This is a genomic window from Chlamydiota bacterium, assembly GCA_012729785.1.
Lineage (GTDB): Bacteria > Auribacterota > Tritonobacteria > UBA1439 > UBA1439 > UBA1439.
Map to the genome: position 1 here is coordinate 126,534 of JAAYCL010000037.1, position 23,188 is coordinate 149,721.

22 protein-coding genes are annotated in these 23,188 nt (G+C 69.0%); 12 read left to right on the forward strand and 10 right to left on the reverse strand.

Features of this window, described 5'->3' with window-relative positions; all coding sequences use genetic code 11:
* Nucleotides 1-597: 597 nt before the first annotated feature.
* The 5 genes from sppA (at nt 598) to GXY35_09570 (ending at nt 5,453) form a co-directional block, all read left to right on the forward strand.
* Complete coding sequence (sppA, locus tag GXY35_09550; GenBank protein NLW94820.1) at nt 598-1,587, forward strand: signal peptide peptidase SppA; 990 nt, start codon at nt 598-600, stop codon at nt 1,585-1,587.
* Between the two features lie 52 nt (nt 1,588-1,639).
* On the forward strand, nt 1,640-2,560 hold the full coding sequence (locus GXY35_09555; protein NLW94821.1) for a ribonuclease HIII: 921 nt from the start codon (nt 1,640-1,642) through the stop codon (nt 2,558-2,560).
* Nucleotides 2,560-3,825 carry an SGNH/GDSL hydrolase family protein gene (locus tag GXY35_09560; GenBank protein NLW94822.1) on the forward strand — a complete coding sequence of 422 codons (1,266 nt, stop codon included), beginning with the start codon at nt 2,560-2,562 and terminating at the stop codon, nt 3,823-3,825. The genes GXY35_09555 and GXY35_09560 overlap by 1 nt, the downstream gene beginning before the upstream one ends.
* Nucleotides 3,826-3,887: 62 nt before the next feature.
* Nucleotides 3,888-4,286, forward strand: a complete 399-nt coding sequence (locus GXY35_09565) for a hypothetical protein (protein NLW94823.1) — start codon at nt 3,888-3,890, stop codon at nt 4,284-4,286.
* Nucleotides 4,287-4,316: 30 nt separating this feature from the next.
* On the forward strand, nt 4,317-5,453 hold the full coding sequence (locus tag GXY35_09570) for a hypothetical protein (GenBank protein ID NLW94824.1): 1,137 nt from the start codon (nt 4,317-4,319) through the stop codon (nt 5,451-5,453).
* Between the two features lie 388 nt (nt 5,454-5,841).
* On the opposite strand, the gene GXY35_09575 is transcribed toward GXY35_09570, so the two are convergent.
* Genes GXY35_09575 through GXY35_09595 form a run of 5 tightly spaced genes read right to left on the reverse strand, consistent with a single transcriptional unit; the run spans nt 5,842 to nt 10,018 of the window.
* Nucleotides 5,842-7,155 (reverse strand): electron transport complex protein RnfC, encoded by a 1,314-nt coding sequence (locus tag GXY35_09575; GenBank protein ID NLW94825.1) that lies wholly within the window; start codon nt 7,153-7,155, stop codon nt 5,842-5,844.
* A 28-nt stretch (nt 7,156-7,183) separates the two neighbouring features.
* Nucleotides 7,184-7,738: a BMC domain-containing protein gene (locus tag GXY35_09580; GenBank protein ID NLW94826.1), complete on the reverse strand. Its 555-nt coding sequence runs from the start codon at nt 7,736-7,738 to the stop codon at nt 7,184-7,186.
* Between the two features lie 25 nt (nt 7,739-7,763).
* Nucleotides 7,764-9,131, reverse strand: a complete 1,368-nt coding sequence (locus GXY35_09585) for a phosphomannomutase/phosphoglucomutase (protein NLW94827.1) — start codon at nt 9,129-9,131, stop codon at nt 7,764-7,766.
* A gap of 53 nt (nt 9,132-9,184) precedes the next feature.
* A complete protein-coding gene (locus GXY35_09590) occupies nt 9,185-9,745 on the reverse strand; it encodes a phosphatase PAP2 family protein (protein NLW94828.1) in 561 nt (186 codons plus the stop codon).
* 24 nt (nt 9,746-9,769) lie between these two features.
* Nucleotides 9,770-10,018, reverse strand: coding sequence for a hypothetical protein (locus GXY35_09595; protein NLW94829.1), 249 nt, complete (start codon nt 10,016-10,018; stop codon nt 9,770-9,772).
* 104 nt (nt 10,019-10,122) lie between these two features.
* Here GXY35_09595 and GXY35_09600 point away from each other — a divergent pair, with 104 nt between their 5' ends.
* From GXY35_09600 to GXY35_09610, 3 genes are read left to right on the forward strand one after another with little or no spacing between them, the layout of a single operon-like run.
* A complete protein-coding gene (locus tag GXY35_09600; protein ID NLW94830.1) occupies nt 10,123-11,109 on the forward strand; it encodes an NAD-dependent epimerase/dehydratase family protein in 987 nt (328 codons plus the stop codon).
* Nucleotides 11,110-11,138: 29 nt separating this feature from the next.
* Nucleotides 11,139-12,317 (forward strand): hypothetical protein, encoded by a 1,179-nt coding sequence (locus GXY35_09605; protein ID NLW94831.1) that lies wholly within the window; start codon nt 11,139-11,141, stop codon nt 12,315-12,317.
* A 34-nt stretch (nt 12,318-12,351) separates the two neighbouring features.
* Nucleotides 12,352-13,326, forward strand: coding sequence for a flippase-like domain-containing protein (locus tag GXY35_09610; protein NLW94832.1), 975 nt, complete (start codon nt 12,352-12,354; stop codon nt 13,324-13,326).
* Between the two features lie 31 nt (nt 13,327-13,357).
* Here GXY35_09610 and GXY35_09615 read toward each other — a convergent pair whose 3' ends face one another.
* Both GXY35_09615 and GXY35_09620 read right to left on the reverse strand, forming a co-directional pair.
* Nucleotides 13,358-13,963 carry an Hsp20/alpha crystallin family protein gene (locus GXY35_09615; protein ID NLW94833.1) on the reverse strand — a complete coding sequence of 202 codons (606 nt, stop codon included), beginning with the start codon at nt 13,961-13,963 and terminating at the stop codon, nt 13,358-13,360.
* Between the two features lie 103 nt (nt 13,964-14,066).
* Nucleotides 14,067-15,098 carry a hypothetical protein gene (locus tag GXY35_09620; GenBank protein ID NLW94834.1) on the reverse strand — a complete coding sequence of 344 codons (1,032 nt, stop codon included), beginning with the start codon at nt 15,096-15,098 and terminating at the stop codon, nt 14,067-14,069.
* Nucleotides 15,099-15,490: 392 nt separating this feature from the next.
* On the opposite strand from GXY35_09620, the gene GXY35_09625 reads away from it, so the two are divergent.
* Together GXY35_09625 and GXY35_09630 are read left to right on the forward strand one after the other, a co-directional pair.
* A complete protein-coding gene (locus GXY35_09625; protein ID NLW94835.1) occupies nt 15,491-15,823 on the forward strand; it encodes a hypothetical protein in 333 nt (110 codons plus the stop codon).
* Entirely contained in the window at nt 15,774-16,709 is a 936-nt protein-coding gene (locus tag GXY35_09630; GenBank protein ID NLW94836.1) for a 2-hydroxyglutaryl-CoA dehydratase, read from the forward strand. The genes GXY35_09625 and GXY35_09630 overlap by 50 nt, the downstream gene beginning before the upstream one ends.
* On the opposite strand, the gene GXY35_09635 is transcribed toward GXY35_09630, so the two are convergent.
* Nucleotides 16,691-18,118 (reverse strand): S8 family serine peptidase, encoded by a 1,428-nt coding sequence (locus tag GXY35_09635; protein ID NLW94837.1) that lies wholly within the window; start codon nt 18,116-18,118, stop codon nt 16,691-16,693. The genes GXY35_09630 and GXY35_09635 overlap by 19 nt on opposite strands.
* Before the next feature lie 547 nt (nt 18,119-18,665).
* Here GXY35_09635 and GXY35_09640 point away from each other — a divergent pair.
* Nucleotides 18,666-19,706: a flippase-like domain-containing protein gene (locus GXY35_09640; GenBank protein NLW94838.1), complete on the forward strand. Its 1,041-nt coding sequence runs from the start codon at nt 18,666-18,668 to the stop codon at nt 19,704-19,706.
* Nucleotides 19,707-19,712: 6 nt separating this feature from the next.
* Entirely contained in the window at nt 19,713-20,540 is an 828-nt protein-coding gene (locus GXY35_09645) for a purine-nucleoside phosphorylase (protein NLW94839.1), read from the forward strand.
* Here the strand turns inward: GXY35_09645 and GXY35_09650 are convergent.
* Together GXY35_09650 and tatB are read right to left on the reverse strand one after the other, a co-directional pair.
* Entirely contained in the window at nt 20,509-22,773 is a 2,265-nt protein-coding gene (locus GXY35_09650; protein ID NLW94840.1) for a tetratricopeptide repeat protein, read from the reverse strand. The genes GXY35_09645 and GXY35_09650 overlap by 32 nt on opposite strands.
* A gap of 13 nt (nt 22,774-22,786) precedes the next feature.
* Nucleotides 22,787-22,963: a twin-arginine translocase subunit TatB gene (gene tatB, locus GXY35_09655; GenBank protein NLW94841.1), complete on the reverse strand. Its 177-nt coding sequence runs from the start codon at nt 22,961-22,963 to the stop codon at nt 22,787-22,789.
* Between the last annotated feature and the right edge of the window lie 225 nt (nt 22,964-23,188).

Genomic DNA, 23,188 nt, shown 5'->3' on the forward strand with positions numbered 1-23,188 from the left:
CGTGTACTCGGTCAAATCCCCCCGCACGATGGTCGTCGTGCGGGGGCCCTGCGCGTCCGCCGCGGGGGCGGGCTCAAGAACGCCATCCTCGAGCTTCAAGAACTCGACCGGAAGCAGCAGGAAGAGCAGGAGCGATAGCGCGATCAGTCCTGCGGCGGCACATAACAGCCCTCTCCGCATATCGTTCCCTTTCAGAACGGCTCTTCCGCAACGCGTCATTATACACCTCGCCCCCCCTCCTGCAACCCCCCCCGCCATCCCCCAACATCCGATGCACGAACGGCACATTCCCCCCTCCCGCCGCTCCCCGTGCCGGCTGCGCGGGACATTTCCCGGTTTTCAGTGGTCAACCGATGGGACAGGTTGAATCGCAACGGGATGCCGGAATCCACAACTGGAATCCCCCCGTGCAGGAGAATGATTTCATCCCGTCATCCGTCCGGATTCCAGCGTTCGCCGGAATGACCCGATGAAGCGATCCTTCCGCGGGCAATGGCCTGCAATCGACACACCGGGGAAAGTGCCCCGGCTGCGCCCTTGACGCCCGGAGCCGATCATACTAAAATGGCTATACAGTTTCGGCGAGGGGAGGGAACCGTGGTAGGCCGTGCGGGCAGGGTGCTGAAATGGATCGGGCTGGCCGTGCTCGTCGCGGCGCTCGCCGGGAGCGTCCTCTTGAACGCCGGGCTGCTCGTCCTCCTGGTGGGCGAGAAGGCCTCCTCCGACGACGAGACGCTCAGGTTCCGCGAGCTGACCGTCGAGGGGAAGGGGGACCGGAAGGTGGCGCTCATTTCGCTCGCCGGCGTGATCGGGCGGGGCTACGGAGACCCGCTCATCGGCGGCAGGAACACGGTCCCCGCCGTCATCGCCCAGCTCAAGAAGGCCGAGCGCGACAACGACGTCAGGGCGGTGATCCTGGAGATCGACAGCCCGGGCGGGGGCGTCGGCGACAGCGATCTCCTCTACCACGAGGTCCGCGCCCTGCGGGAGAAGGGGAAGCCGGTCGTCTGCCACCTCAAGGACGTCGCCGCCTCGGGGGCGTACTACGTCGCCGTCGGCGGAAGCCGCATCATCGCGCAGCCCACGACGATCACCGGGAGCATCGGCGTCATCATGCACGGCGTCAATCTCGAGGGGCTCCTGGAGAAGATCGGCGTGCGCGAGGTCGTCATCAAGAAAGGGAGGATGAAGGACATCCTCTCCCCCACCCGCCCCCTCACGCCGGAGGAGGAGCGGCTGCTGCAGGGGATCGCGGACGGCGTCTTCCGTCGTTTCGCGGGCATCGTGATGCGGGAGCGCAACCTGGACATGCAGCGGATGGAAACGATCGCCGACGGGCGGCTCTTTCTCGCCCCCGAGGCGCTCAAGGCGGGGCTGATCGACGGCATCGGGTACCGCGAGGACGCGCTCGATGCGGCGGCGTCGCTTGCCGGCGTGCGGGAGCCCCGCCTCGTCCGTTACGAGAAACTGTTTTCGTTCAGGGACCTGTTCAGCGCCTCGTCGCGGACGGTGTCGCCCGCGGCGGGATTCTGGGACGGGCTGCTGGAGGCCTGCGCCCCGAAACCGATGTACCTGTGGACCTTCTGATGAAATCGACGTCCTGACCGTTCGATCCCGCGCCTCGACAGCGCCCGTCCTCATGCTCACCAAACGTTCCGAGACGACGTACATCGCCCGCGTGAACGAGCGGCAGGCCGCCCAGGTCCGCCGCGATCTCGCCGCGCGCGGCTACGCGATACGCCCGGACGTCCCCCACGCCCGTTTCGCGGCCGCCAAGGACGGCGTGAGCGTCACCGCGTTCACGAACGGCAAGCTCCTCGTCCAGGGAAAGGGCGCGCGCGAATTCGTAGAGTTCTACCTCGAGCCCGCGGTGCTCAAGGAGGTGTCGCTCGGCTACGAGGAGCTGCTCGACCCGTCCATCGCCGAGCCGCGCGTCGGCGTGGACGAGAGCGGCAAGGGGGACTATTTCGGGCCCCTCCTCGTCGCCGCGGTCTACGTCGACGGGGAGCCCGCGCGCCGGCTGCTCGACCTCGGCGTGGCGGACAGCAAGACGCTCGGCGCCAGGAGGATCGACGAGCTCGCCGAGGCGATCCGCGCCGAGACGACGCACTCCGTCGTCGCCATCGGCCCCGAGAAGTACAACGCCCTCTACGACAAGATCGGGAACCTGAACCGGCTCCTCGCCTGGGGGCACGCCCGCGCGCTCGAGAACGTGCTCATCAAGAAGACCGCCTGCAAGAAGGCCATCCTCGACAAGTTCGCGGAGCGGAGCGTCCTCACCCCCGCCCTGATGAAGCGCGGCAAGAAGATCGAGATCGTCCTCCGCACGAAGGCGGAGTCCGACGTCGCCGTCGCCGCCGCCTCGGTGCTCGCCCGGAGCGAGTTCTGCAGCCGGCTGAAGAAGCTCGGCGAGGAGTTCAAGACCGAGTTCCCGAAGGGGGGCGGGGCCGCCGTGTCCCGGAAGGCGCGGGAGTTCGTCAAGGCGCACGGGGTCGAGGGACTCGCGCGGGTGGCGAAGCTCCATTTCAACATCACCAAGAAGGCAATCCTGGAGAGCTGATGCTATTCGCCGTCATCTGCCTCGTCCTCGGGCTCCTCGGCGCGCTGCTGCTGCCGCTCACCGAACTGTTTCCCGCGGTTCAGAGGATACTCATTGGCGCCGTCATCGCCATCGCCATACTCGCCCTCACGCGCGCGACCGGCCTCGTGCGTTGGGACTCCCTCAACAAACGGTTCCTGCGTTCGTCGCGCCTGAAAGGGGCGCTGAGCTCTCTCCTCTCCATCCTCCTCCTCATAGGGGCGCTTGAGCTTTGCGCACGGGTCCTCACCGCCACCGGGGTGCTCGGCTACTACCGCCCGATCATCACGGTAGAGTCGGCGGCGAAGAAGACGGACTGGCGCGCCCATCACATCACCAAGGACGAGGCCCGGGAACCGGACCCGGTCCTATTCTGGCGGTCAATCCGCCGATACCCGTACAACGCGCAGGGATTCAAGGGGAAGGAGTTGCCGCCCGTGAAGGGGCCGCACGAATTCCGCATCTTCTGCTACGGGGACTCCAACACCGACGGCCCCGACAGGGGCGGGTGGCCCGAACAGCTCCAGGCGGTCCTCGACCTGAGATCCCTTCCGGGCGTCCGCGAATTTGCGGTCGTGAATGCCGGCGTCGCCGGCTATTCCTCCTACCAGGGCCTGCGCAGGTTTCAGCAGGAGGTCGCCACGTACTCCCCCGACCTCGTCCTCGTGAGTTTCGGATGGAACGACCACTGGGAGGCGCTGGGAGCCCCTGACAAGCAGTTCAGCTCGGCGATCCCTTTCGTCGACACGCTCCAGGGAACATTGCTCAGGTACCGCTTCTACCTCGTTCTGAAACAGTATATGGTGCCGTGCCTGCTCCGCAGGGAGTCCTTCTCCGGCCCCCGGGTATCCCCGGAGGAGTACCTCGAGAACCTGGCCGGGTTCGTCGAAACCGCGCGCCGGCATGGCGCCGCGGTGGTGCTGATGACCCGGCCTTACGGCGATGAGCGAATACTGCGCAACGACCGCGTCCCGGCAAAATATCTGACAAAGATCGCACGGGGCAACAAGGACCTTTTGGCGTTCGCCGCGCGCGAACAGGCGCACGTCCTGGATATCCACGGCGCCTTCGCCGCCCTCCCTTCCTCCCTCTTTGTCGACAGCTGTCATTTCACCCTGCAGGGGCACAAAAAGATGGCGGAACTCCTCTGCAACTATCTCGAGGACAACGGCCTGCTCCCGGCCGCCGGGCAACGGGCGGTGACGCCCTCATCCGGCGGGGCCGTGCGCGCCCAAAAACAGCGTTGACGGCGCCTTCCCGGTCCTGCTATCCTGATTGCCGATTCGCGGACTGGTCCCCTGGAGGTCCCATGCGCACCCTGGCCGTCGTCGTTCTCGCCGCGGTTGCCGTCGCGGCGGCGTCCCCCGCCGGCGCGGCAATCGACCGGTTCACGAAGGAGGACCCCGCCCGCTTCGGCGTCGGCATCCTCAACCTCTACTACAACATCTGCAAGGGGCTCCTTGACTACGGCAAGACGGTCGTCGTCACCGCCCCGGACCTCCCCAAGGCGGTCGCCACGGACGTCTTCCAGGTGGGGCAGAAGAGGGTGCCGGAGGCGTACTACATGACCGCGCAGGAGCTCGAGGAGCGCGATCGCCAGGACCGCCTTCAGAAGCGCCTCGAGGAGCGCGAGCGGCGGGAGCGGGAGGCCGCCGTTCCGCCCGGCGCACGGGACAACCGTCCCTCTCTGACCACCATCAAGGAATAAGGGTTTCGGTCCGCACGGCACCCGCTCCCCATGGGCACAGTCCCGACTCGTCCCGTTTCCGCCCCCGCCGTCTGCGCGGCGCTCGCCTGCGTCCTCGCCCTCGCCGCCGCACCCGGGTCCGCGCAAGCGGGCGGGCCCGCCTCCGCCCCGGCCGACGCCGTGCTGCTGATGCACCTGGAGACCAGGGAAGACGACCCGGGGCAGCGGTGGGTGTTCAACCGGCTCGCCGGTTTCCTCGTCGCCCGCGCGCGCGAGAAGCGGGATTCGGGGCGGCTGGGCGACGTGAACCTCTTCCGCTTCTCCGACCTGTGCTTCTCGCTCCTCCCCCGCGACCACGAGGGGCGGGACCGGCTCCTTCTCGACGCGGCGCTCCTCCCCGGCACCGGGCGCTTCGACCTCACCTACGGGGATCGGAGGTTCCAGCTCAACATCCGCGACGGTGAAACGGCCGCGGGCGCCCAGACCGCCCTCCTCTCCATCGTCCTCTCCATCATCTGCGAGGTGCGCGCCGGCGCGGCGCCGGATGACGGCATCTACTTCAACGCCGAACGCGCGAAGAAGGGCCGTTTCTCCGCCTACTACGTGAGCGACACGCGCGCCCTCCTCGCCACGGACAGGGGGCTCATCGCCGGCGCCCTCGCCGAGAAGGGCGGCATCGCGCGCAGCGCCTCGTTCACGGCCGCGATGGAACTCCTTCCCAAGGGATGGGACGCCTACGGGTACGCGAACGACGAGAAGGGGGGGTTGAGCGCCTACCTGCGGGAGAAGGAGAAAGGGTGGGCGACGCTCGTCCTCGCCCTGCTCGACCCCGCCCGCAGGATGGGCCTCGCCCTCGACATCGAGGACCGCAACCGTTGCCGCGCGGTGGCGGTCTTCCCCCTCCCCGGCCCGGCGGAGGCGAAGGCGCTCCGTGCCAGGCTCGAACCGATCCTCTCGGCGCTTCTCGCCGAATACCTCGACGAGGGCCTGAAGTCGGAGATCTCCTTCGAGGAGCTCCCGCGCGCCTTGCGCGTCTCCGCCCGCTTCTCGAACACGGAGCGGTTCTGGGAGAAGGCGTTCGGGGGGAAGCCGGAAGGAACGACGCCGCCGCGGGACGAGGTGGATGCGCCGCCCCCCCCCGCCTCGACCGCCCCGGGCCTCCCGGACCGGACCGCACCCCGCGGTTGAACGCGGGGGGCGATCCGGCCGCCTCACCGGTCAGTCAATCGCCGGCGCGTGCCCTGGATTCGCGCCTTCGCCTTCGCACCCCGGCAGCCAGCGCAGCTCCCCCACCCCGTAGCGCGCAAGGATCCTCTCCGCCGCGGCCGCGCACCCCTCCGCGTCGAGGGCGATCTCGAGCGACCGAGATGCGGCGGAGGCCGCCTCCCGGGCTGCGCGGCGCCTCGGCGACGTCGCGGAGGTCCGAGACCTTGCGCCCGTTCACTCGAACGACCGCGAGATCCTTCGCCCCTGACACCCGACGCCGATCTCGCCGGGAAACGTCCGGTTCAGGACCTGGGCTGCGGGGAGAAAAGCGGCGAGGGCGTCGTCGCGCTGGGGTCGGGGGACCCGCCCGTCAGGCGCGCAGTTCGATCCCTTCGGGGCCGACCGCGGAGACGACGCCGGTGATGCTCGCGTGGAGCGGCGCGCCGAGGGCCCCCGCGGGGACGTCCGCGATCAGGTCCCCGACCTTGACCCGGTCCCCCTCCTTCACCGCCGGCACGCACGGGACCCCGACGTGCTGCTTCAGCGGGATGCGCACCGACCCGGTCTCGAGCGGCGCGTCCACCAGCGGCGCCTCCGCCTCGTACCCCCCGAGCTCGAACCGCTCGACCAGGGCCGGCACCGGCGAACGGCGATAGTCCCTCTCCGGGAGCGCGGTCGGGCGCGGCCGCCGGTGGATCGGTTTCGCCCCGGCCTTCTTGAGGTCGACGGCGAGCGCCCTGATGATCCGCTCGGGGGAGAGCATCGTCGGGCAGGCGTACATCCCGCAGAGGCCGCACTGGCAGCAGAGGTAGGCCTGCGCAACGACGCGCGGGTCGATCTCCTCGGCCGACTGGTACGCCACGGCCCCCATGATGGCGTGCGGCTCAAGCGTGTGCCCGAGGAGAAACCGGGGGCAGAGATCGGTGCAGAAGCGGCACCCCTCGCACGCGGAGCGGGCGATCTTCACGTCGTAGGCGATATCCTTCCGCTTGTACCGGATGAGCTTGTGGTCCTCGGGGAGCACGATGAGACTGGTGGTGGTCTTGCGCGCCACCCCGCACGACTCGACGCCCATCATCGGCCCCCCGTCGATGACGGCGTACGGCGCGACGAGGGGCCCGCCCGCGGCCCGAAGCACGTCCGCGACCGAGGTCCCCACGGGGACGCAGATCGTCTTGGGCTCCCGCACCGCCCCCGTCACGGTGAGCCACCGGTGCGTGACCGCCCGTCCGTCCCGCGCGCGCCGGATGTTGATGAGCGTCCCGACGTTCTGCACCACGACGCCGATGTCGAGCGGGATGCCGCCCTCGGGGACGATCCGTCCCGTGACGTCGCAGACCAGCGCCTGCTCGTCGCCCGCCGGGTAGTAGTTGTCGAGGAGGTGGATCGCGATGTCGCCGCGCGCCGCGCACCCCTCGAGCGCGGTCACGGCCCGGTGGTACTTGTTTTTCAGGGCGATGATCCCCTTCTTCGCCCCGGTCGCCTCCATCGCCAGCCGCATCCCCTCCACGAGCTCGCAGGCGTAGCGGGTCATCAGCTGCTGGTCGACGCGGATGAGCGGCTCGCACTCGGAGCCGTTGGCGATGACGTACTCCGCCCGGGCGCTCAGCTTCTTCCAGGCGGGGAAGCCCGCGCCGCCCGCGCCCACGACCCCCGACCGTTTCACCTGCTCGACGATGTCCATCGCTGTCTGTCTTTCGGGCCTCCAGGCCCTACGCCTCCAGGAACCTCGCCACACAGTCGTGCGGGCGCTCGACGATGACGGCATTGATGAGCCCCCGCATCTCCTCCGCCGCGGCCTTCCCCGCCGCGAGCGCCTCCTCGACGTCCTGCTGCGTCCCGGCGAAGACGACGATGGATTTGCCCCCCTGTGCGTTCGCGAGACGCAGGTCGGCGATCGCGACGCCGGCCGCCTTCGCGCCCGCGTCGGCCGCGCGCACGCACGCCGGAACGCCGTAGGTCTCGATCACCCCCACCGCCCCCTGCCCCGCCGCGCCGGTCTCCCCGCCGGCCGCGGCGACCACGAGCGGGTGGACGCGGGGGAGGAGGTGCTGCTCGGTGATCGTCTCGCCGAGGTCGGATTCCCGCGCCGCCTTGAACGCGGAGCGGAGCGCCTCGACGTCGCCGGAAACCGTCACGATGTACTTCCCGGGGCAGACCGTGCGCGAGTCGAGGATCTCCACGGCGGCCTCCTTCACGAGGAGGTCCGTGACGAAGATCCCGCCCGCGACGCTGTTGAACTCGATCACGAGTATCGCCGGTTCCATGTGAACCCCTTTCCGCCGCCGGCGTTCAGATCGGGGCCGGAAGATGCTCCCGCAGCTTCTCCAAAACGATGCCCCTGATCTCGTCGAGGCGCTCCTGCGTCTCCGCCTCGAAGCGCAGGACGAGAACCGGCTGCGTGTTCGAGGCCCTCACCAGCCCCCACCCGTCCTCGAAGCGCACCCGGACGCCGTCGATGTCGAGCGTGTCGTAGCGGGCGCCGAGCTGCGCCTTGAGCGCCGCGACGATCTCGAACTTCCTGTCGTCGGGGCAGTCGATCCGGATCTCCGGCGTGGCGAAGGTCTTCGGGATGTCGCCGAGGAGCGCGGAGAGGGGGCGATCCTCGCGCGAGAGGATCTGGGCGAGGCGGCAGGCGGCGAACGTCGCGTCGTCGTAGCCGAAGTAGTTGTCCGCGAAGCAGACGTGCCCGCTCATCTCGCCGGCGAGCGGGGCGTTCTCCGCGCGCATCTTCTGCTTGATGAGCGAGTGCCCGGTCTTCCACATCACCGGGACCCCTCCCGCCTTCGCGATCTCGGCCGCGCACAGGTGGGAACATTTCACGTCGAAGATCACCGCGGAACCCGGCCGGCGCTTCAGCAGGTCGCGGGCGTAGAGGATGAGCAGCATGTCCGTCCAGACGATCCCGCCCTTCTCGTCGATGACGCCGATCCGGTCCCCGTCGCCGTCGAATCCGATCCCGGCGTCCGCCTTCACCTCCAGCGTCTTCGACCGGAGGTCTTTCACGGACGCGGGGAGGGTCGGGTCGGGGTGGTGGTTCGGGAAACGGCCGTCCGGTTCGCAGTAGAGGGGCGTCACCTCGCAGCCCAGGTCCCGCAGGATCCGCGTGCTCGTGGGGCCGGCGGCGCCGTTCCCCGCGTCCACCGCCAGCCGCACCGGGCGCGGCCCCATCGAGACCCGCTCGACGAGAGCCCGGCGGTACTCCTCCTCCACCGACACCTCCTCGACGGCGCCCTTGCCGCTTTTGAAATCGCCCGCCTCGATGACCTCCCGCACCTCCCGGATCCTCTCCCCGTGGATGGTGGACCTGCCCTCGGCGATCTTGAAGCCGTTGTAGTCCGGGGGATTGTGGCTTCCGGTGATCATCACCCCCCCGCCGACATCGAGGGTGAACAGCGAGAAGTAGAGCATCGGCGTGGTCACCACCCCGAGATCGGCCACGCGCATCCCGGTTTCGAGGAGCCCGGCGAGAAGGGAGTCGCGGTACCCTTTCGAGCTCAGGCGCACGTCCCGCCCGATGGAGACGCGAAAGATCCCCTTCCGGGCGAGGAGGGTCCCGATCCCGCGCCCGAGAAGGGCGACGGTGCGCTCGTTGAGATCCCGCCCCACGAGCCCCCGTATATCGTATTCCCTGAAGATCCCCGCCGGGATAGCCGCCATCGCATTCCTTCCGCCGCGCCGGAAGACGAGGGTATCCGATCCCGAGGGGGAAGTCAATCCCGAGGCCCGGACGAGACGCGGGGCTGCCGCGAGACCGCCCTCGCCGCGCGGCAGGCGCCCGCGCCGCACAGCGCACCGAGCGCGAGCCCGGCGAGGCAGTCGGTCGGGTAGTGCATCCCGAGGTAGACGCGGGAGTAGGCCACGAGCCCGACGAGCAGGGCGGCCGGGAGCAGGAGCCGCCGGTGGCGCGAGCCAAGGACCCAGGCGGCCGCCGCGGACGAGGTGCAGTGGCCCGAGGGGAACGACCAGGTCTCCTTGAAGAGCCGGAGGGAGGGGGTGTCACGGAGCAGCCGGACCCCGTCGAGCGAGACGAACGGCCGCGCGCGCGCGACGAGCGACTTCAGGATCAGGTCCACCGAGAGGTATGAAAAGGCGACCGCGATCAGGAGGCCGAGCAGCGTCTCCCTGCCCCGCTTCCGGTCAAACGCCCACACGGCGAGGCCCAGGAGCAGCCAGAGAAGAAAGAAGTCTACCGCCGCGCTCGATCCCCACATCAGGACATCGAGAGAACTGCTGTGGTGACCGTTGATCCATCGAAACACGGCGATATCCATTTCGCGAACCCCCTCGCCCCGTCCCTATGCCCCTCCGGGACCGGACAGATCCCCGTCCGCTGACGGCGGGCGCCTCCTCCCGGCGAATCGGCGGACCCGCGCCGCGATGCGGCTGCGGGCCTCCCGCATCTTCTCGAGGTCCCATCCGAGCATCGTCGCGCCGGCGACGATGAGCAGCACCCCCTGCAGCAGCGGCAAGAAGAGCCCTATGATCCCGAGGAAAAGGAGGATGTAGCCGCCCGCGATTCTCGCCGCATGCCCCAGCCGTCTCATCGTCCACCTGCCCGCGAGCCCGATGCCCCGAAAACTGGATTGTTCGGGCCGGTTGCAGGGTATATACTATCCCGAAATCAGCGCGGCGGGAAGGGATTGTGCGGATGGCTGCGAGCGTGTTGGTGACGGGCGGCACCGGATTCACCGGCGGGCGCCTCTGTGTGAAGCTGGCCGGGCTCGGTTACCGCGTCCGCACCGTCGCGCGCGCGCCGGAAAAGGCCGCGGCGCTCCAGGCGGCGGGCGTGGAGGTGGTCCGCGGAGACTTGAAGGACCGGGACTCCCTCCTCGCGGCGGCCGACGGCTGCGAGACCGTCTACCATATCGCCGCCCTCTTCCGCCAGGAGGGGGTCCCCGACGCCGAGTTCAGGGCCGTGAACGTGGCCGGCACGCTGAACATCCTCGAGGCCGCGCGCGCCCGCGGCGCTCGCCGTTTCGTCCACTGCAGCACCGTCGGCGTGCACGGCCACGTGAGCCGGATTCCGGCGGACGAGAATGCCCCGTTCAATCCCGGCGACGCCTACCAGGAGTCGAAGGTCGAGGGGGAGGAACGGGCGCGCGACTTCTTCCGTACCCGCGGCCTCCCGGGCGTCGTCTTCAGGCCGACGGGGATCTACGGCCCCGGGGACCTCCGGTTCCTCAAGCTGTTCCGCCACATCAAGTCGGGGCGCTTCCGGATGATCGGGCGCGGGGACGCCTACTACCACCTTACCTACATCGACGATCTCACGGACGGCATCGTCCTCTGCGGCACGCACCCGCGCGCGCCGGGCAACGTCTACATCCTCGGCGGCGCGCGCTACGCGCCCCTCCGGGAACTCGTCGAGACGATCGCCGAGGCGCTCGGGGTTTCGGTCTCCCGCATGCGCATCCCGTTCGCCCCCGTCTACGCGGCGGCGTTCCTCTGCGAGAAGGTCTGCCGCCCGCTCGGCATCGAGCCGCCGATCTTCCGGCGGCGGGTTGACTTCTTCAGAAAGGACCGCGCATTCGACATCTCCAAGGCGAAGCGGGAGCTCGGCTACGCGCCGCGTGTGGGGATGCCGGAGGGGATCCGACGCACCGCGGACTGGTACCGGGCGCAGGGGCTGCTCTGACCCCCCCCGCGCACTACAGGCGAGGCCACGTGAAAAAGATCTGCGTCCTGGGCAACTTCTCCGGCCGCAACGCCGGCGACGCCGCGATACTGGGCGGACTCCTCGAGGATGTCTCCTCGCGTCATCCCGACACCCTCTTCGCCGTCCCGACCATCAACCCCGGTTTCGTCAGGCGGGCCTATGCGCGGTACCGGGTGAAACCGGTGGGGCTGCTGCCCTGGAACCTGAGCGTGAAGATCCTCGGCGTCCCCGTCTTCGCCGCCACCCTCTCCGCCGATCTGGTCCTCGTCACCGACGCGATCCTCTTCGACCGGCGGCTCTACGACCCGACGCACAACTACCTCTTCACCCTCTCCCTCGCGCTCCCCCTCGCCCGGCGCCGCGGCGTCCCGCTGGTGCTCTACAACATGAGCCTCGGGCCGGTGAAGACCCCCGCCGGCGAACGCCTTCTCGCCCGCATCCTCCGCGCCGCGGACCTCGTCGTCACGCGCGACGCCGACTCCCACGACCTCGCCCGGCGTCTCGGCCCGTTCGAGGACAAGCTCCGCCTCGGCGCGGACTGCGCCCTGAACGTCGTCCCCTCCGACGACGCGCGCCTCGCGGAGCTGGCGCGCCGCACCGGGATCCTCTCCGGCGGGCGGCCCGCGATCGGCTTCAACATCAACCGGTATCTCGACACCGACGTGACGCCGCCGGGGAGGAAAGGGATCGACCGCGGCGCATTCGTCAGGGCGGCGGCGGCGGTCGTCGACAGGGCGATCGACTCGTTCGGCGTGGACGTCCTCCTGGTGGTGACACAGCCGATGGATCTGGAGATCACCGAGGAGTTGCGGCGGTCCCTCGCGCGCCCGGAACGGGCCGCGATCATATCGAACCGCGATCTCTCCCACAACGATATCGCGAAGATCCTCTCGCGCCTGGAGATGCTGATCGCGCTCAGGACCCACTGCCTCATCCTCGCCACCGCGATGGGCACGCCGGTCGGCTGCGTCGTGTCGTATCCGAAGAACCGCGGCTATATGCGCTCGATCGACATGGAAGACCAGATCCTGGAGTTCGACGGCTTCAGCGAACGGCGCCTCTGGGAGCTCACCGAGAGGACCTGGGTCCGCCGCGACGAGCTGAGGGCGCGGCTCGTCCCCGCCATCGCGCGGGAGAAGGCGCGGGCGCGCGAGAGCGCCGAGCTCCTCGCGCCGTTCCTCGCCTGACCGCCGGCGCGGGATACGGGGGCATCCGCACGCTATGGCATCGACAGTCAGCGGCACCGGCCGGGGCGTCGCGCGCCTCGCGGCGGGGATCGTCCTGTTGGCGGGGGTGATCTGGTGGGTGGGGCCGGACGACGTGCTCCGGGGGCTCGCCCGCATCCGGCCCGTCTGGATCATCCCGATCCTCGCCACCGCCTACCTCGGCATGCTGATCAGCTGCCTGCGTTGGAAGGTGGTGCTCGAGGCCCGGGGGATCCGGGTTTCGGTGCATCTGCTGATCTTCTACTACACGATCGGCTACTTCTTCTCGAGCTTCCTCCCCAGCATGTTCGGCGGCGACGTTGCGCGGAGCTACATCTTCGGCCGGCAGATCCACAACCAGGTCGAATCGTTCGCCTCGGTCTTCATGGAGCGGCTCACCGGGCTCACGGGACTCGTCCTCGTCGCGGGCGCCGCCACGCTGCTCAACACCGCGACCCTCCGGGAGGCGGGGCTCCTCCCCGGGATGTGCGCCATCATCGCGGGCTTCTGTTTCTTCCTCTTCCTGGTCTTCAACCGCCCCCTGGTGGAGCGCGCCGGACGCATCGTCCGCGGGAAGAGGCTCTCACGCGCGCGCGACAAGTTCCTCGCCTTCCACGACGCCGTCTACTCGTTCAGGAGCGAGAAGCGGGTCGTCGCCCTCGCCCTCCTCCACTCCGTCGTCTTCCAGTTCCTCACGAGCGTGAATACCTGGATCGTCTGTTGCGCGCTCGGCCTCGACATACGATTCCTCGACATCATGGTCGTCGTCCCGATCATCCTCCTCATCTGCGCCATCCCCGTCACCCCCAGCGCGGCGGGGATCTGGGAGCTCGCCTTCGCGATCTTCTTCACGCGCCTCGGCTACGACCGCGCCGCGGGGGCGAACATCGCCCTCGTGCTCCGGGCGAAGAACATCGTCGTCGCGCTGCTGGGCGGGCTCTTCTACGCCCTGTCGGGGCATATCCCGCCGGCAGCCGCGGACAGGCCGTGAGCCGCGGCGTTGTTGTCCCCGAACGGTCCCGTCAGAGCACGAGGATCTTCTTGCCCGGCTTCGCCGCGGACTCCGTCTTCGGCACCGTGACGGTGAGAACCCCGTTTGTGTACTCCGCCGTGATCGCGTCCTCCTTCACCCCCTCGCCGATGGCGATGATGCGCTCGAAGGCGCCGGAACTCCGCTCGCGCACGTACCAGCCGGGCTCCCCCCCCTCCTCCCGCGCGGCCGCGCGGCTGCCGCGTATGATGAGCTCCCCGTCCTTGAAGGTCACCTCGATCTTGTCCTTCTCCATCCCGGGCAGGTCGCAGACGACCACGTACGCCGCGTCGGTCTCGGTGAGATCGATATCCGGGGAGAAATCGAGCGCCGGCATCCCCCACGGCATCGGCGCCCGCGGGGCCACCCGCCCGAAGCTCTCCTCCATGATGCGGTTGATCCGGTCCTGCATCATCCGCAGTTCCATCCACGGATCGTCCCCGCCGAAGAACGGCCCGTACGCGTAGGGGGGGACCATCTGCGCCGGGGGCGGCGCGGGGGACGGAGCCGCCGCCGGGGCGGACTCCGCGGCGGCACAGGCCGCGAACGGGGCGGACGCGACCAGGGCGACCGCCAAACAGCACCACGCCAGTTTCATCACGCACCTCCTCTCAAGGCACGCCTCGCCGCGCATGCCATCCGCCGCATCGTCCGCTGATTCCGGGCCGCCGCACCCGACCGCCCCGGCCCGCGCGCCCGATCTAGAACGCCGGCACCCCCTTCACGAAACGCTCCTTCTCGATGTCGCCGGCGTCAAGCGCCACGATCGCCTCCGCGGAGGCGCCGTTCCCGGAGAGCCGCACGAGTCTCCCCCGCGTGATATGGACCCGCTCGTTCGGGTAGAACTCCCCGCGCAGCGAGCTGTCGGCGATGATCAGATCGATCTCCCCCGCGGGAGCGCCGTCGAGGTACGCGTCGCCGAGACGGAGCACGAGCGGCATGTAGAGGGAATGCAGGGTGTCGACGACCGTGCCGAACGCCTCGACCGGCTCCCGCACGAGCTCGATCCCCTGCCCGCACACCGGTATCCTCCCCCGGTCCGCGTAGACGAAGAAGCAGCAGACGGGGACGCCGTCATGGGCGAGGCGGAGGGGCCAGAACTTCCCGTACTCGACGATGCGGCGTTTCGAATCGGTGTAGGTGAGTCGCCTGATCTTGCGCGCGGTCTCCGCGTTCTCCTCGGGCGTCCCGCTGAAGACGAGGTTGAGCGCCCTGTCCTCCTCCCACCCGTAGGCGAGCGGGCCGGTGACGCCGAGCCGCTCGAGCGGGACATCGAACAGGGCGGCGAGTTCGCGGATGCGCCTGCCCGTTTCAGGGTACCGTTCGATCGCCGCCTCCATCGACCGGTGGCCGCAGAACCACCCCTGCATCGTCTGCAATTCGAACGGATGGTGGTACCCGGTGATGACCGGCTTCGCGGGAGGCGGTTGCAACCCGGGGTCGATGCGATACTGCATCTGCAGCTGGACGTCGTGGGGCACGAGGAGGCGCGTTCCGTTCTCCACGCGCATGGTGAGGCGCTCGTAGCGCCTGCCGTGCACCTCGAACGTCCCCTCCGCGCATGGGTAGTCGATGATCTTCCCGTAGAAGGCCCCCGGCGGGTGCCAATACCCCTCGGCGTAGACGAAGCTGCCGGTGTTTTTGAGGAAGAAGGTGGTGTCGGGCACGAGGGGCCCGAGCTCCTCCATCGGCCGGATAAGACGGCCGATCTCCGCGGTGAACGTGTCCTTCACTTTCCTATGCTCCGCGTGCGGGATGAGGGTCGACGCAATGATAGCAGAACCGTCCGCGCCGCGCGCGAGGAAAAGCCGCAGTCCCCTCCCGGCGCCGATTCTCCGTCCAGCGCGCGCCTGCGGCGCGCGGCGAGCCCCCGCGCCCCCGCCGTTGAAACCTCCGGTCTCCGCGCCCCGGGCCGGGGCGCGGCGCGGCGCGCAGCTTGTTCCCCTGTATCGCCGAATAAAGGCGCGGTTGTTGCTCGCACGCCCCCCCCGCCGCGATCCGCGGCGTCTTTAGCGACTTTTCGCTTGACACCCCCCCGCCTTTCGGCTACCTTCCCCCCGCTTCCAGAAAAGCCGGGTTTTTTACACCGGGGTACGGCGCGCCAAGGCAGGGATGGAGGGGCATCGTGGGCACAATCTTCGTCTGGGGCGACGGCATCGAGCGGGTCAAGGACAAGCTCGTCAAGACCTACCGGATGAAGTGGAGCCGCAAGAAGAAGAAGTTCTTCCGCGAGAAACTCGACGCGCGCGCGATGAGGGCGGTCATGAGCTTCTGCCTGAAGGAGAAGATCAACTACAAGACCGACGACGGCAGGAGCTACGAGGTGCTCAGGTCGGAGGAGATCGACACCTCGCCCCGCGAGCTCAAGGATTGGGCTCCGGACGTCTCCAAGGCGACGACCGGAATCGATGAGATCGACTACGAGCAGATGTGGGACGAGCACAAGGAAGAGGAGTAGCGCGCCCCCCCCTGCCCCGCGCCCCGCGCTTCCCCGGAGGGCGACCCGTTCCTCCTCCGAGGCGTTCCCCTGCACCGCCGGCATCGACGCCGGCGCGATCGCCACGAAGGCGCTCGTCCTGAAGGGCGGCGAGATCCTCGCCTTCTCGATCCTTTCGACCGGGGCGGACGGCGTCAAAGCCGCGCGCGATGCCTTCCGCGGCGCGCTCCGCACGGCGCGCCTCGAACCGTCCGGCGTCGCGGCCGCCGCCGCCACCGGCTACGGCCGCAAGAACGTTTCGTTCGCGGCTGCGGCGCTTACCGAGATCACCTGCCACGCGCGCGGCGCCTCGTTTCTCTTCCCCGGCACCGAGACCGTCATCGACATCGGGGGCCAGGACACCAAGATCATCTCCGTGCGCGACGGCTTCGTCAGGGATTTCGTGATGAACGATCGTTGCGCGGCGGGGACGGGGCGGTTTCTCGAGATCATGTCGCAGGCGCTCGAGATCCCGCTGGAGGAGATGGGGAACGAGGGCCTTCGCGCGCGGCGCGGCGGCGCGAGCGGACTCCGCATCAGCAACACCTGCACCGTCTTCGCGGAGTCAGAGGTGGTTTCCCTCCTCAGCCGGCGGATGCCCCGCCGCGACATCGTCCTCGCGCTCCACGAGGCGGTCGCCGATCGGATCGCCGGGATGGCGGGCAGATTCCCCCTGGGCCGCAGGGTCACCCTGACCGGCGGCGTGGCCAAGAACAGAGGCGTCGCGGACGCCATCGGGCGGCGTCTCGGCGTCGCCGTCGACATCCCCCCGGAACCGCAGATCGTCGGCGCCCTCGGCGCCGCCCTCCTCGCCCGTCCCTCTTCAACCCCTCCGCGCCGTTGCGCGGTTCAGGGAAGCCAGCCGTAGCGGATCCACGAGTAGAACGGAACCTCGGGTGTCGGCCGAAACCCCGACGGAGCCGAACCCGCCGCCTGGCAATTCAGCTTCAGCGGATAGGTCCATGCGGCGGGGGCGATGGCCTCCACGGCGGCGAGGAGATTCACCCTCGGCGTCGTGATCGCGATCTTGTCGTCCTCCACCGGATCGCCGTTTGCCGTCAGCAGCAGCCGGACCTCTGCCGTGGAGAGGAAGTCTCCCGTGAGAGCCGCCGCGGCGCTCTGCAGGCACGCCGCGGCGCCCGCGGCGTACGGGCACGCAGCCGACGTGCCCCCGAACGAGGTGTAGTACCCCCCGGAGGCATACCCCCCCGCGCCTGAGATATCCGTCGTGGAGGCGCGGTTCGAGGGGGCACAGAGGGTCAGGAATGAGGCGGTGTTAGAGTAGGAAGTGACCAGATCGGCCGCGGTGGCATCCGCCGCGTACCATCCCGTGTCGCAGCTGCCGGTCGAGTATTTCGTGGCGCAGGACGCCGACGAAACGCACGGGTAATACGTTCCGAACGCCGCGTCGTATACCGCCCCGACGGAGTTCACGTGCGAGATGCAGGCGGGCCAGCCCATCGAATCGCAGTAGCCTTCGTTCCCCGAGGAGGCGAAGATGCTGATGCCCGCGGCGGCCGCATTCGCCGCGGCGGCGGTCATCAACGGGCTGGCGCTGTCGCAGGCGGAGTAGTATCTCCCGCCCCCAAAACTCGTGCTGATGATCACGATCGGGTTCGCGGCGTTGTCATACTGGTGCGTGATGCACCAGTCCCAGGCGCTGATCATATCCGCCTCGTCGGCGCTCCCGGAACCGTCGGGGGATATCTTCAACGCGTACAGCCTCGCGTTCGGCGCCACCCCGCCGATGTAATCGCCCGTGGCGCCGATGGTCCCCGCCGCAATCCCGGCGCAGCAGGTTCCATGCCCCTGCGTATCCATCGGGTTCGCGTCGCCGTTCCCATAGTCATACCCGCCGATCACCTTGCTGTTCGGGAACCCGCCGTTTCCCAGCATCGGGTGCGTGTAGTCGATCCCCGTGTCGCAGATGGCGATCGAAACGCCCGTCCCGTCGTAGATGCTCCGCACCGCGGAGGCGCGCATCAGCGGGATCCCCTGGGAGAGATGCGCATCGAGAACTCGATTCCGGCCGATCGAAAGAACCTCCTCGCGCTCGATTAGTCCCCGGAGGCCCTCAACGGTCGTCTCCGCGGCGAAACCGAACAGGTAGGTGAAGGTCCGCGTAATGGAGACCTCCTCGGGATCGAGAGAGGCGATCACCCTGTCCTGCGCCGCTTCCGCCGCCGCCCGCAGCGCCGGGCGTTCCGCTATCTCCGCGATTCCGGCGAGGCGGTTCGTTCCCGCGGGTTCGCGCAGGGTCACGAGTACGCGGGACACCGGCGCGCCGGAGAAGAAATCGTCCAGGGGGGAATTGTCCGCGGAGATCTTGGAACTTTCGGAGAGCGTGCGCAGCAGTTCCGGGGTCGCTGAGAGCGGCGCGCAAGGGTTACTACAGAATCCCGCGATGCACAGAGCCGCCGCCGCTCGAATATGCGTTTTCGATGCGCCCGGCATAGTACGCTCCCGTGCGTCCGCAGACCCGTTATCGATGAGATATCAGTACAATGTAGCTCGTCGCGGCGCGTTCGGCAATACGCCGAATATTTCGCTCCCACACGCGGCGGCCATCCTTTGTATCGCCCTGTTCGCACAAGAGGGTACCCTCCCGAGCCGTGCCCGCCGCGAGACAGCGTCGTCCCGCAAAGCATGCTCCCACTCGCAGGAAGGGCGGAGATGCCGGTTTCGCCGTCGGTTCCATTGAAACCGTGGAGCACGCTGAAGCCGCTCCCGCCCTTGTCAACCGCCCCGTCCGGGTGCTATCATTCGTCTCCGATCCGGGAGCGCGGTCCGCGGCTGCGGCCGCGGCGGAGGGGGAAGCGGCTGGATGAAGAAACGCACGCGGGCCGTACTGGGGATCGCCCTTGCCCTATGCTGTCTCGCCGTGGCGTTCCGCGGCGTCAACTTCGGCGCCCTCTGGGAGGCCCTCGCCCATGCCGAGTACCGGTGGCTCTTCCCGGCGATGGCGTGCGTGTCGGTCTCGATGCTCTTCAGGGTGTTCCGCTGGGGATGTCTCCTCTCGCCGACGAAGCGCATCGGCTTCATGGATCTCTTCTCGGCCATCAGCATCTGCTTCATGGCCAACAACGTCCTGCCCGCCCGAAGCGGCGAGGTCATCCGCGCCGTGCTCATCGGGAAGAAACACGGCGTGAGCATCGGCACAGTGCTCGCCACGGTGGTGCTCGAACGGGTGTCCGACGCCCTGTGCGTGATGGGGATCTTTCTCTTCCTCGTCTTCTCGATCACCTTCAGCCCCGAACTGGAGTACCTCAAACACCTCGCCCTCGTGCTCGTGGCCGGCTACCTCGGGGTCCTGGCGCTCCTGATCGCCGCCAGGGTGTACCCCGCGGCCGTCGAGGGCGGGACGCACCGTCTCCTGGTCCGGCTCTCGCCCGGACTCGCCCTGCGGGCCCGCGCCGCCGTCGCCTCGTTCGTGCGGGGGCTGAGCGTCCTCAGGGACGGCGCCCAGGTCGCCCTGGTCGTGGCGCACTCGGTCCTGGTCTGGGCGGCGATAATAGGGACCTACTACTTCATCAACCGCGCCTTCGGGGTGCGCGGCCTCGGCCTGACCGGCTACGCCCTCCTCCTGTCGATGCTCTCCCTCGCCGTGATGGTCCCCAGCCCGGGCTACCTGGGCTCGTTCCAGCTCGCCTACCGGAAGGCGCTCACCGTCTTCGGGCACGCGGCCAACACCGCGCTCGCCGGCGGCTGGATCGCGTGGGGCTCGCAGTATATCTTCATCAACCTCGTCGGGGTCATCTGTCTCTGGCGCGAGGGGGTGAGCTTCCGCGCGCTGGAGCGCGAGGAGGAGGCGGTCGAGGAGGAGATCGGGCACGATGCGGATACGTCCACGGAAAGGAGCGTGTGATTCTCGATGAAAAAGATGCTGCGTAACCTTCGGCAGTCGGTTGACTACATCCACGCCGTCACGGACATCCAGCCCCAGATCGCCCTGGTGCTGGGGTCGGGCCTTGGTGCCATCGTGCGCGACATCAAGAACCCAGTGAAGATATCCTACGAGAACATCCCGCATTTCCCCATGGCCTCGGTCGAGGGGCACGCGGGCGAACTCGTGCTCGGCACCCTCTGCGGCAGGCGCGTGGTCACGATGTCGGGCCGGTTCCACTACTACGAGGGGCACTCGCTCGCCGACATCACCTACCCGGTGCGCGTGATGAAGTTCCTCGGGGCTCCGGTCCTCCTCGTCACGAACGCCGCGGGGGCCATCAACCGCGGGTTCAAGGTGGGCGACTTCATGCTCATCACGGACCATATCAACAACTTCAAGCAGGACCCGCTCCGCGGCGAGCACTCCGACGAGCTCGGCCCGCGCTTCGTGGACATGACCTACACCTACGACCGGGATCTGCTCGCCCTCGCCGAACGGATCGGAAAACGCGAGAGGATACGGCTCCAGAAGGGCGTCTACCTCGCCTCCACCGGCCCGTCGTACGAGACGCCCGCGGAGATCAGGGGCTACGCCCTCATCGGCGCGGACGCGGCGGGCATGTCCACGATCCCCGAGGTCATCGTCGCCCGCCAGATGCAGATGCGCGTGCTCGGCATCTCCTGCCTGACGAACATGGCCGCCGGCGTGCTCGAGCGGCCCCTGAGCCACGCGGAGGTCATCGAGACGACCCGCCGAGTGAAGGGCGACTTCATCCGCTTCATCAAGGCGATCGTGAAGGAGATCCGGGTGTAGGGGGGCGCGACGCCCCCGCGGAGAAGAACGGCCAGCGCGCCGCGGCGTGGCGCCGCTCCTCCAGCTTCCCCCGCACCGTCTCGGCGTTCCTCGATGCGATCACGTTTCCCGGATCCGTCTTGAGCGCCTCCTCCCACTCGCGAAGCGCCCCCTCGAGGTCCCCCTGCATATAGCGGAGGGCGCCGAGGTTGTTGCGCGCCTTGACGGAGCGCGGGTCCAGCTCGAGGGTCCGCAGGAACTTGCGGCGCGCCTCCTCGAGACGCCCGGCCTTGAGCAGGGCGACCCCGTAGACGGCGTAGGCGTCCGGCGTCTTCCAGAGCGGGTCAGGATTCAAAACCGCCACCGCCTCGTCGTAGCGCCCGGCGTCGATCAGAATGGCGGCGAGGTTCGAGTACGCCGGGAGATCCCACGGGCGCACCCGCAGCGTCTCCTTGAACGCCTCCGCCGCCTCGAGGGGCTTCCCCTGCCGAAGCAGCGCGAGGCCGATGAGGTTGTTGGCCTCGTGCGCGGCGATCCCCATCCCCCGCCACCGCCGGTACTGGGCGATCGCGTCGTCGATCCTGCCCATCCGCTCGCAGGCGATCCCGAGATTCTTGTAGAGGTAGATGTCCTGGAAGTTCCTTGTGCTCTTTTCGAGGAACGCCGCCCCCTCGGCGTTGCGGCCCAGGTGCACGAGCGTCGAGCCGTAGTAGAACTTGACCTGTCCCGACGACGGGTCGGCGTCGAGCGCCCTGCGGAACCAGACGAGCGCCTCCGGCATCCGCTGCATATAGTTGAGCGTCGTGGCCATCTTGAACCGGTAGTCGAAGATCAGGGAACGGACCGCCTGGATCGCCGACAGCGCGGAGAAGACGGCCAGATACGCCGCCAGGGTCCAGGCCAACGCCGGCGCCGGCCCCTCCCCCGGCCGCGAGTCGAGCGCGGGGGGCGGCGGGGGCCATGCGAGCAGGCCGGCGGCGATTGCCCAGAAGGCGACGCGCGTCGGCACGACGTGGAACGGGATCGACGAGAAGGCGTCCACGAGGACCGCCGCGAGGCCGGCCGCGGCGGAGGCGATGAAGAAACCGTCGTGGAACCCCGCCGCCCGCGCGCGCCGCAGGATGCCGCGGAAGACGGCGGCGAGCGCCCACAGGAACAGGAGTAGTCCGGGGATGCCCGCGTCGACCGCCGCCTGCAGGAACTCGTTGTGCGCCTCGTTCATCTTCTCCTTGAGAAACCAGTAGGAGAGCGGGTCGCGGTCCGCCAGCAGATCCGCGAGCGTGGGGAGGAAGAGGATCTTGAACGTCCCGGGGCCGCTGCCGAGCAGCGGCCGCGCGGCGATCATCCGCCCGGCGACCTTCCAGCCGAGCATCCGGTAGTACATCGACCCCGTGGAGTCGCTGAACGACCCGGTGACGCGCGCGGCGAGCTCCGTTTTGATCCGCGGCTGGAGAAGGCAGACGGCGGCGAGCGTCACGGCGAGCAGGAGGAGGGCGGCCGCGGCCGGGCCGAGGACGCCGCGCCCCCCCCGTTTGAGCGCCCACGCGACCGGCAGGGCTAGGCCCGCCGCCGCCGCGACCCAGGAGCCGCGCGCGCCGGTGAGGACGAGGCAGACGAGCGCGACGATGAGCCCCGCGAGCGACGCCAGGCGCGCCGCGGGCCGCCGCAGGCCGAGGCCGCCGAGCAGCGCCGGGCAGCAGAGGACGAGGTAGCTCGCCAGGTGGTTGGGGTTGCCGAAGGTGCCGAGGATATCCCAGCGCCACGACGAGACGTCCGTGGAGGGAAGGGCTTCCTTCACCCTGGATTCGTAGAGGAGCTTCACGTCGAAACGTTCCGCGATGCCGTAGGCGGACTCCGCGACCCCCAGTGCGACCACGACCGCGACGAGGGCGATCGCCTGGCCGCGCGTCTCGACGTTGCGCGTCACGAGGAAGTAGAGCCCGACGAGGGAGGCGGCGTAGGCGAGCTCGCGCATCCCCTGGGCGCGGTCCACGGAGAAGACGGCGGCGAGGGCGAACCAGGCGAGCCAGCCCAACAGCGGAAAATCGGCCGGGGCGGAGCGCGCAACGAGCCGCCGCGGTTGCAGCACCGCCTGCGCCCCGAAGAGGAGGAGCAAAACCGCCACCGCCGCCTGGAAGAACGCCTGTTTCGGGACGCCAAACGAGTTGTGGAACCGCCCCGAGTAGATGAGCGGAACCGCCGCGAGGACGACGAGTACCCCCGCGCGGATCAGCATCCCGATGCGACGAGCCATTCGAGCCCCTCCCTCATCCGCCGAGGTCGCCGCGGTCGTTCAGGTCGTGTTTGATCTCCTCGACGGCGTTGCGGATCTCCCGGACAACGCGCGAGAGGAACCGGGCCGCCTCGGGCAGGCGCCGGGGCCCGAGGACGAGGAGGGCGACGAGGAGGATGACCGCGAGCTCGGGACCGCCGATGTCGAACATGGCGCACCCTCCATCCCCGCGAGCAGGCGGCGCGCGAGGTCGAAGCCGCCGCCCAGGGTCACAACGGGATCGCACGCGGCTGCGGCGCGGCGGGAGCGCCCGTCTCGGATATCCGCTGCGACTGCGGGGCCCTCTGTGATACCATGACGCACATGACGCGGCGCCTGTGCGATGAAGATCATTCCGCCCGCACGCCTACGCTTCGCCGCCTCGCTGCCCACCGCC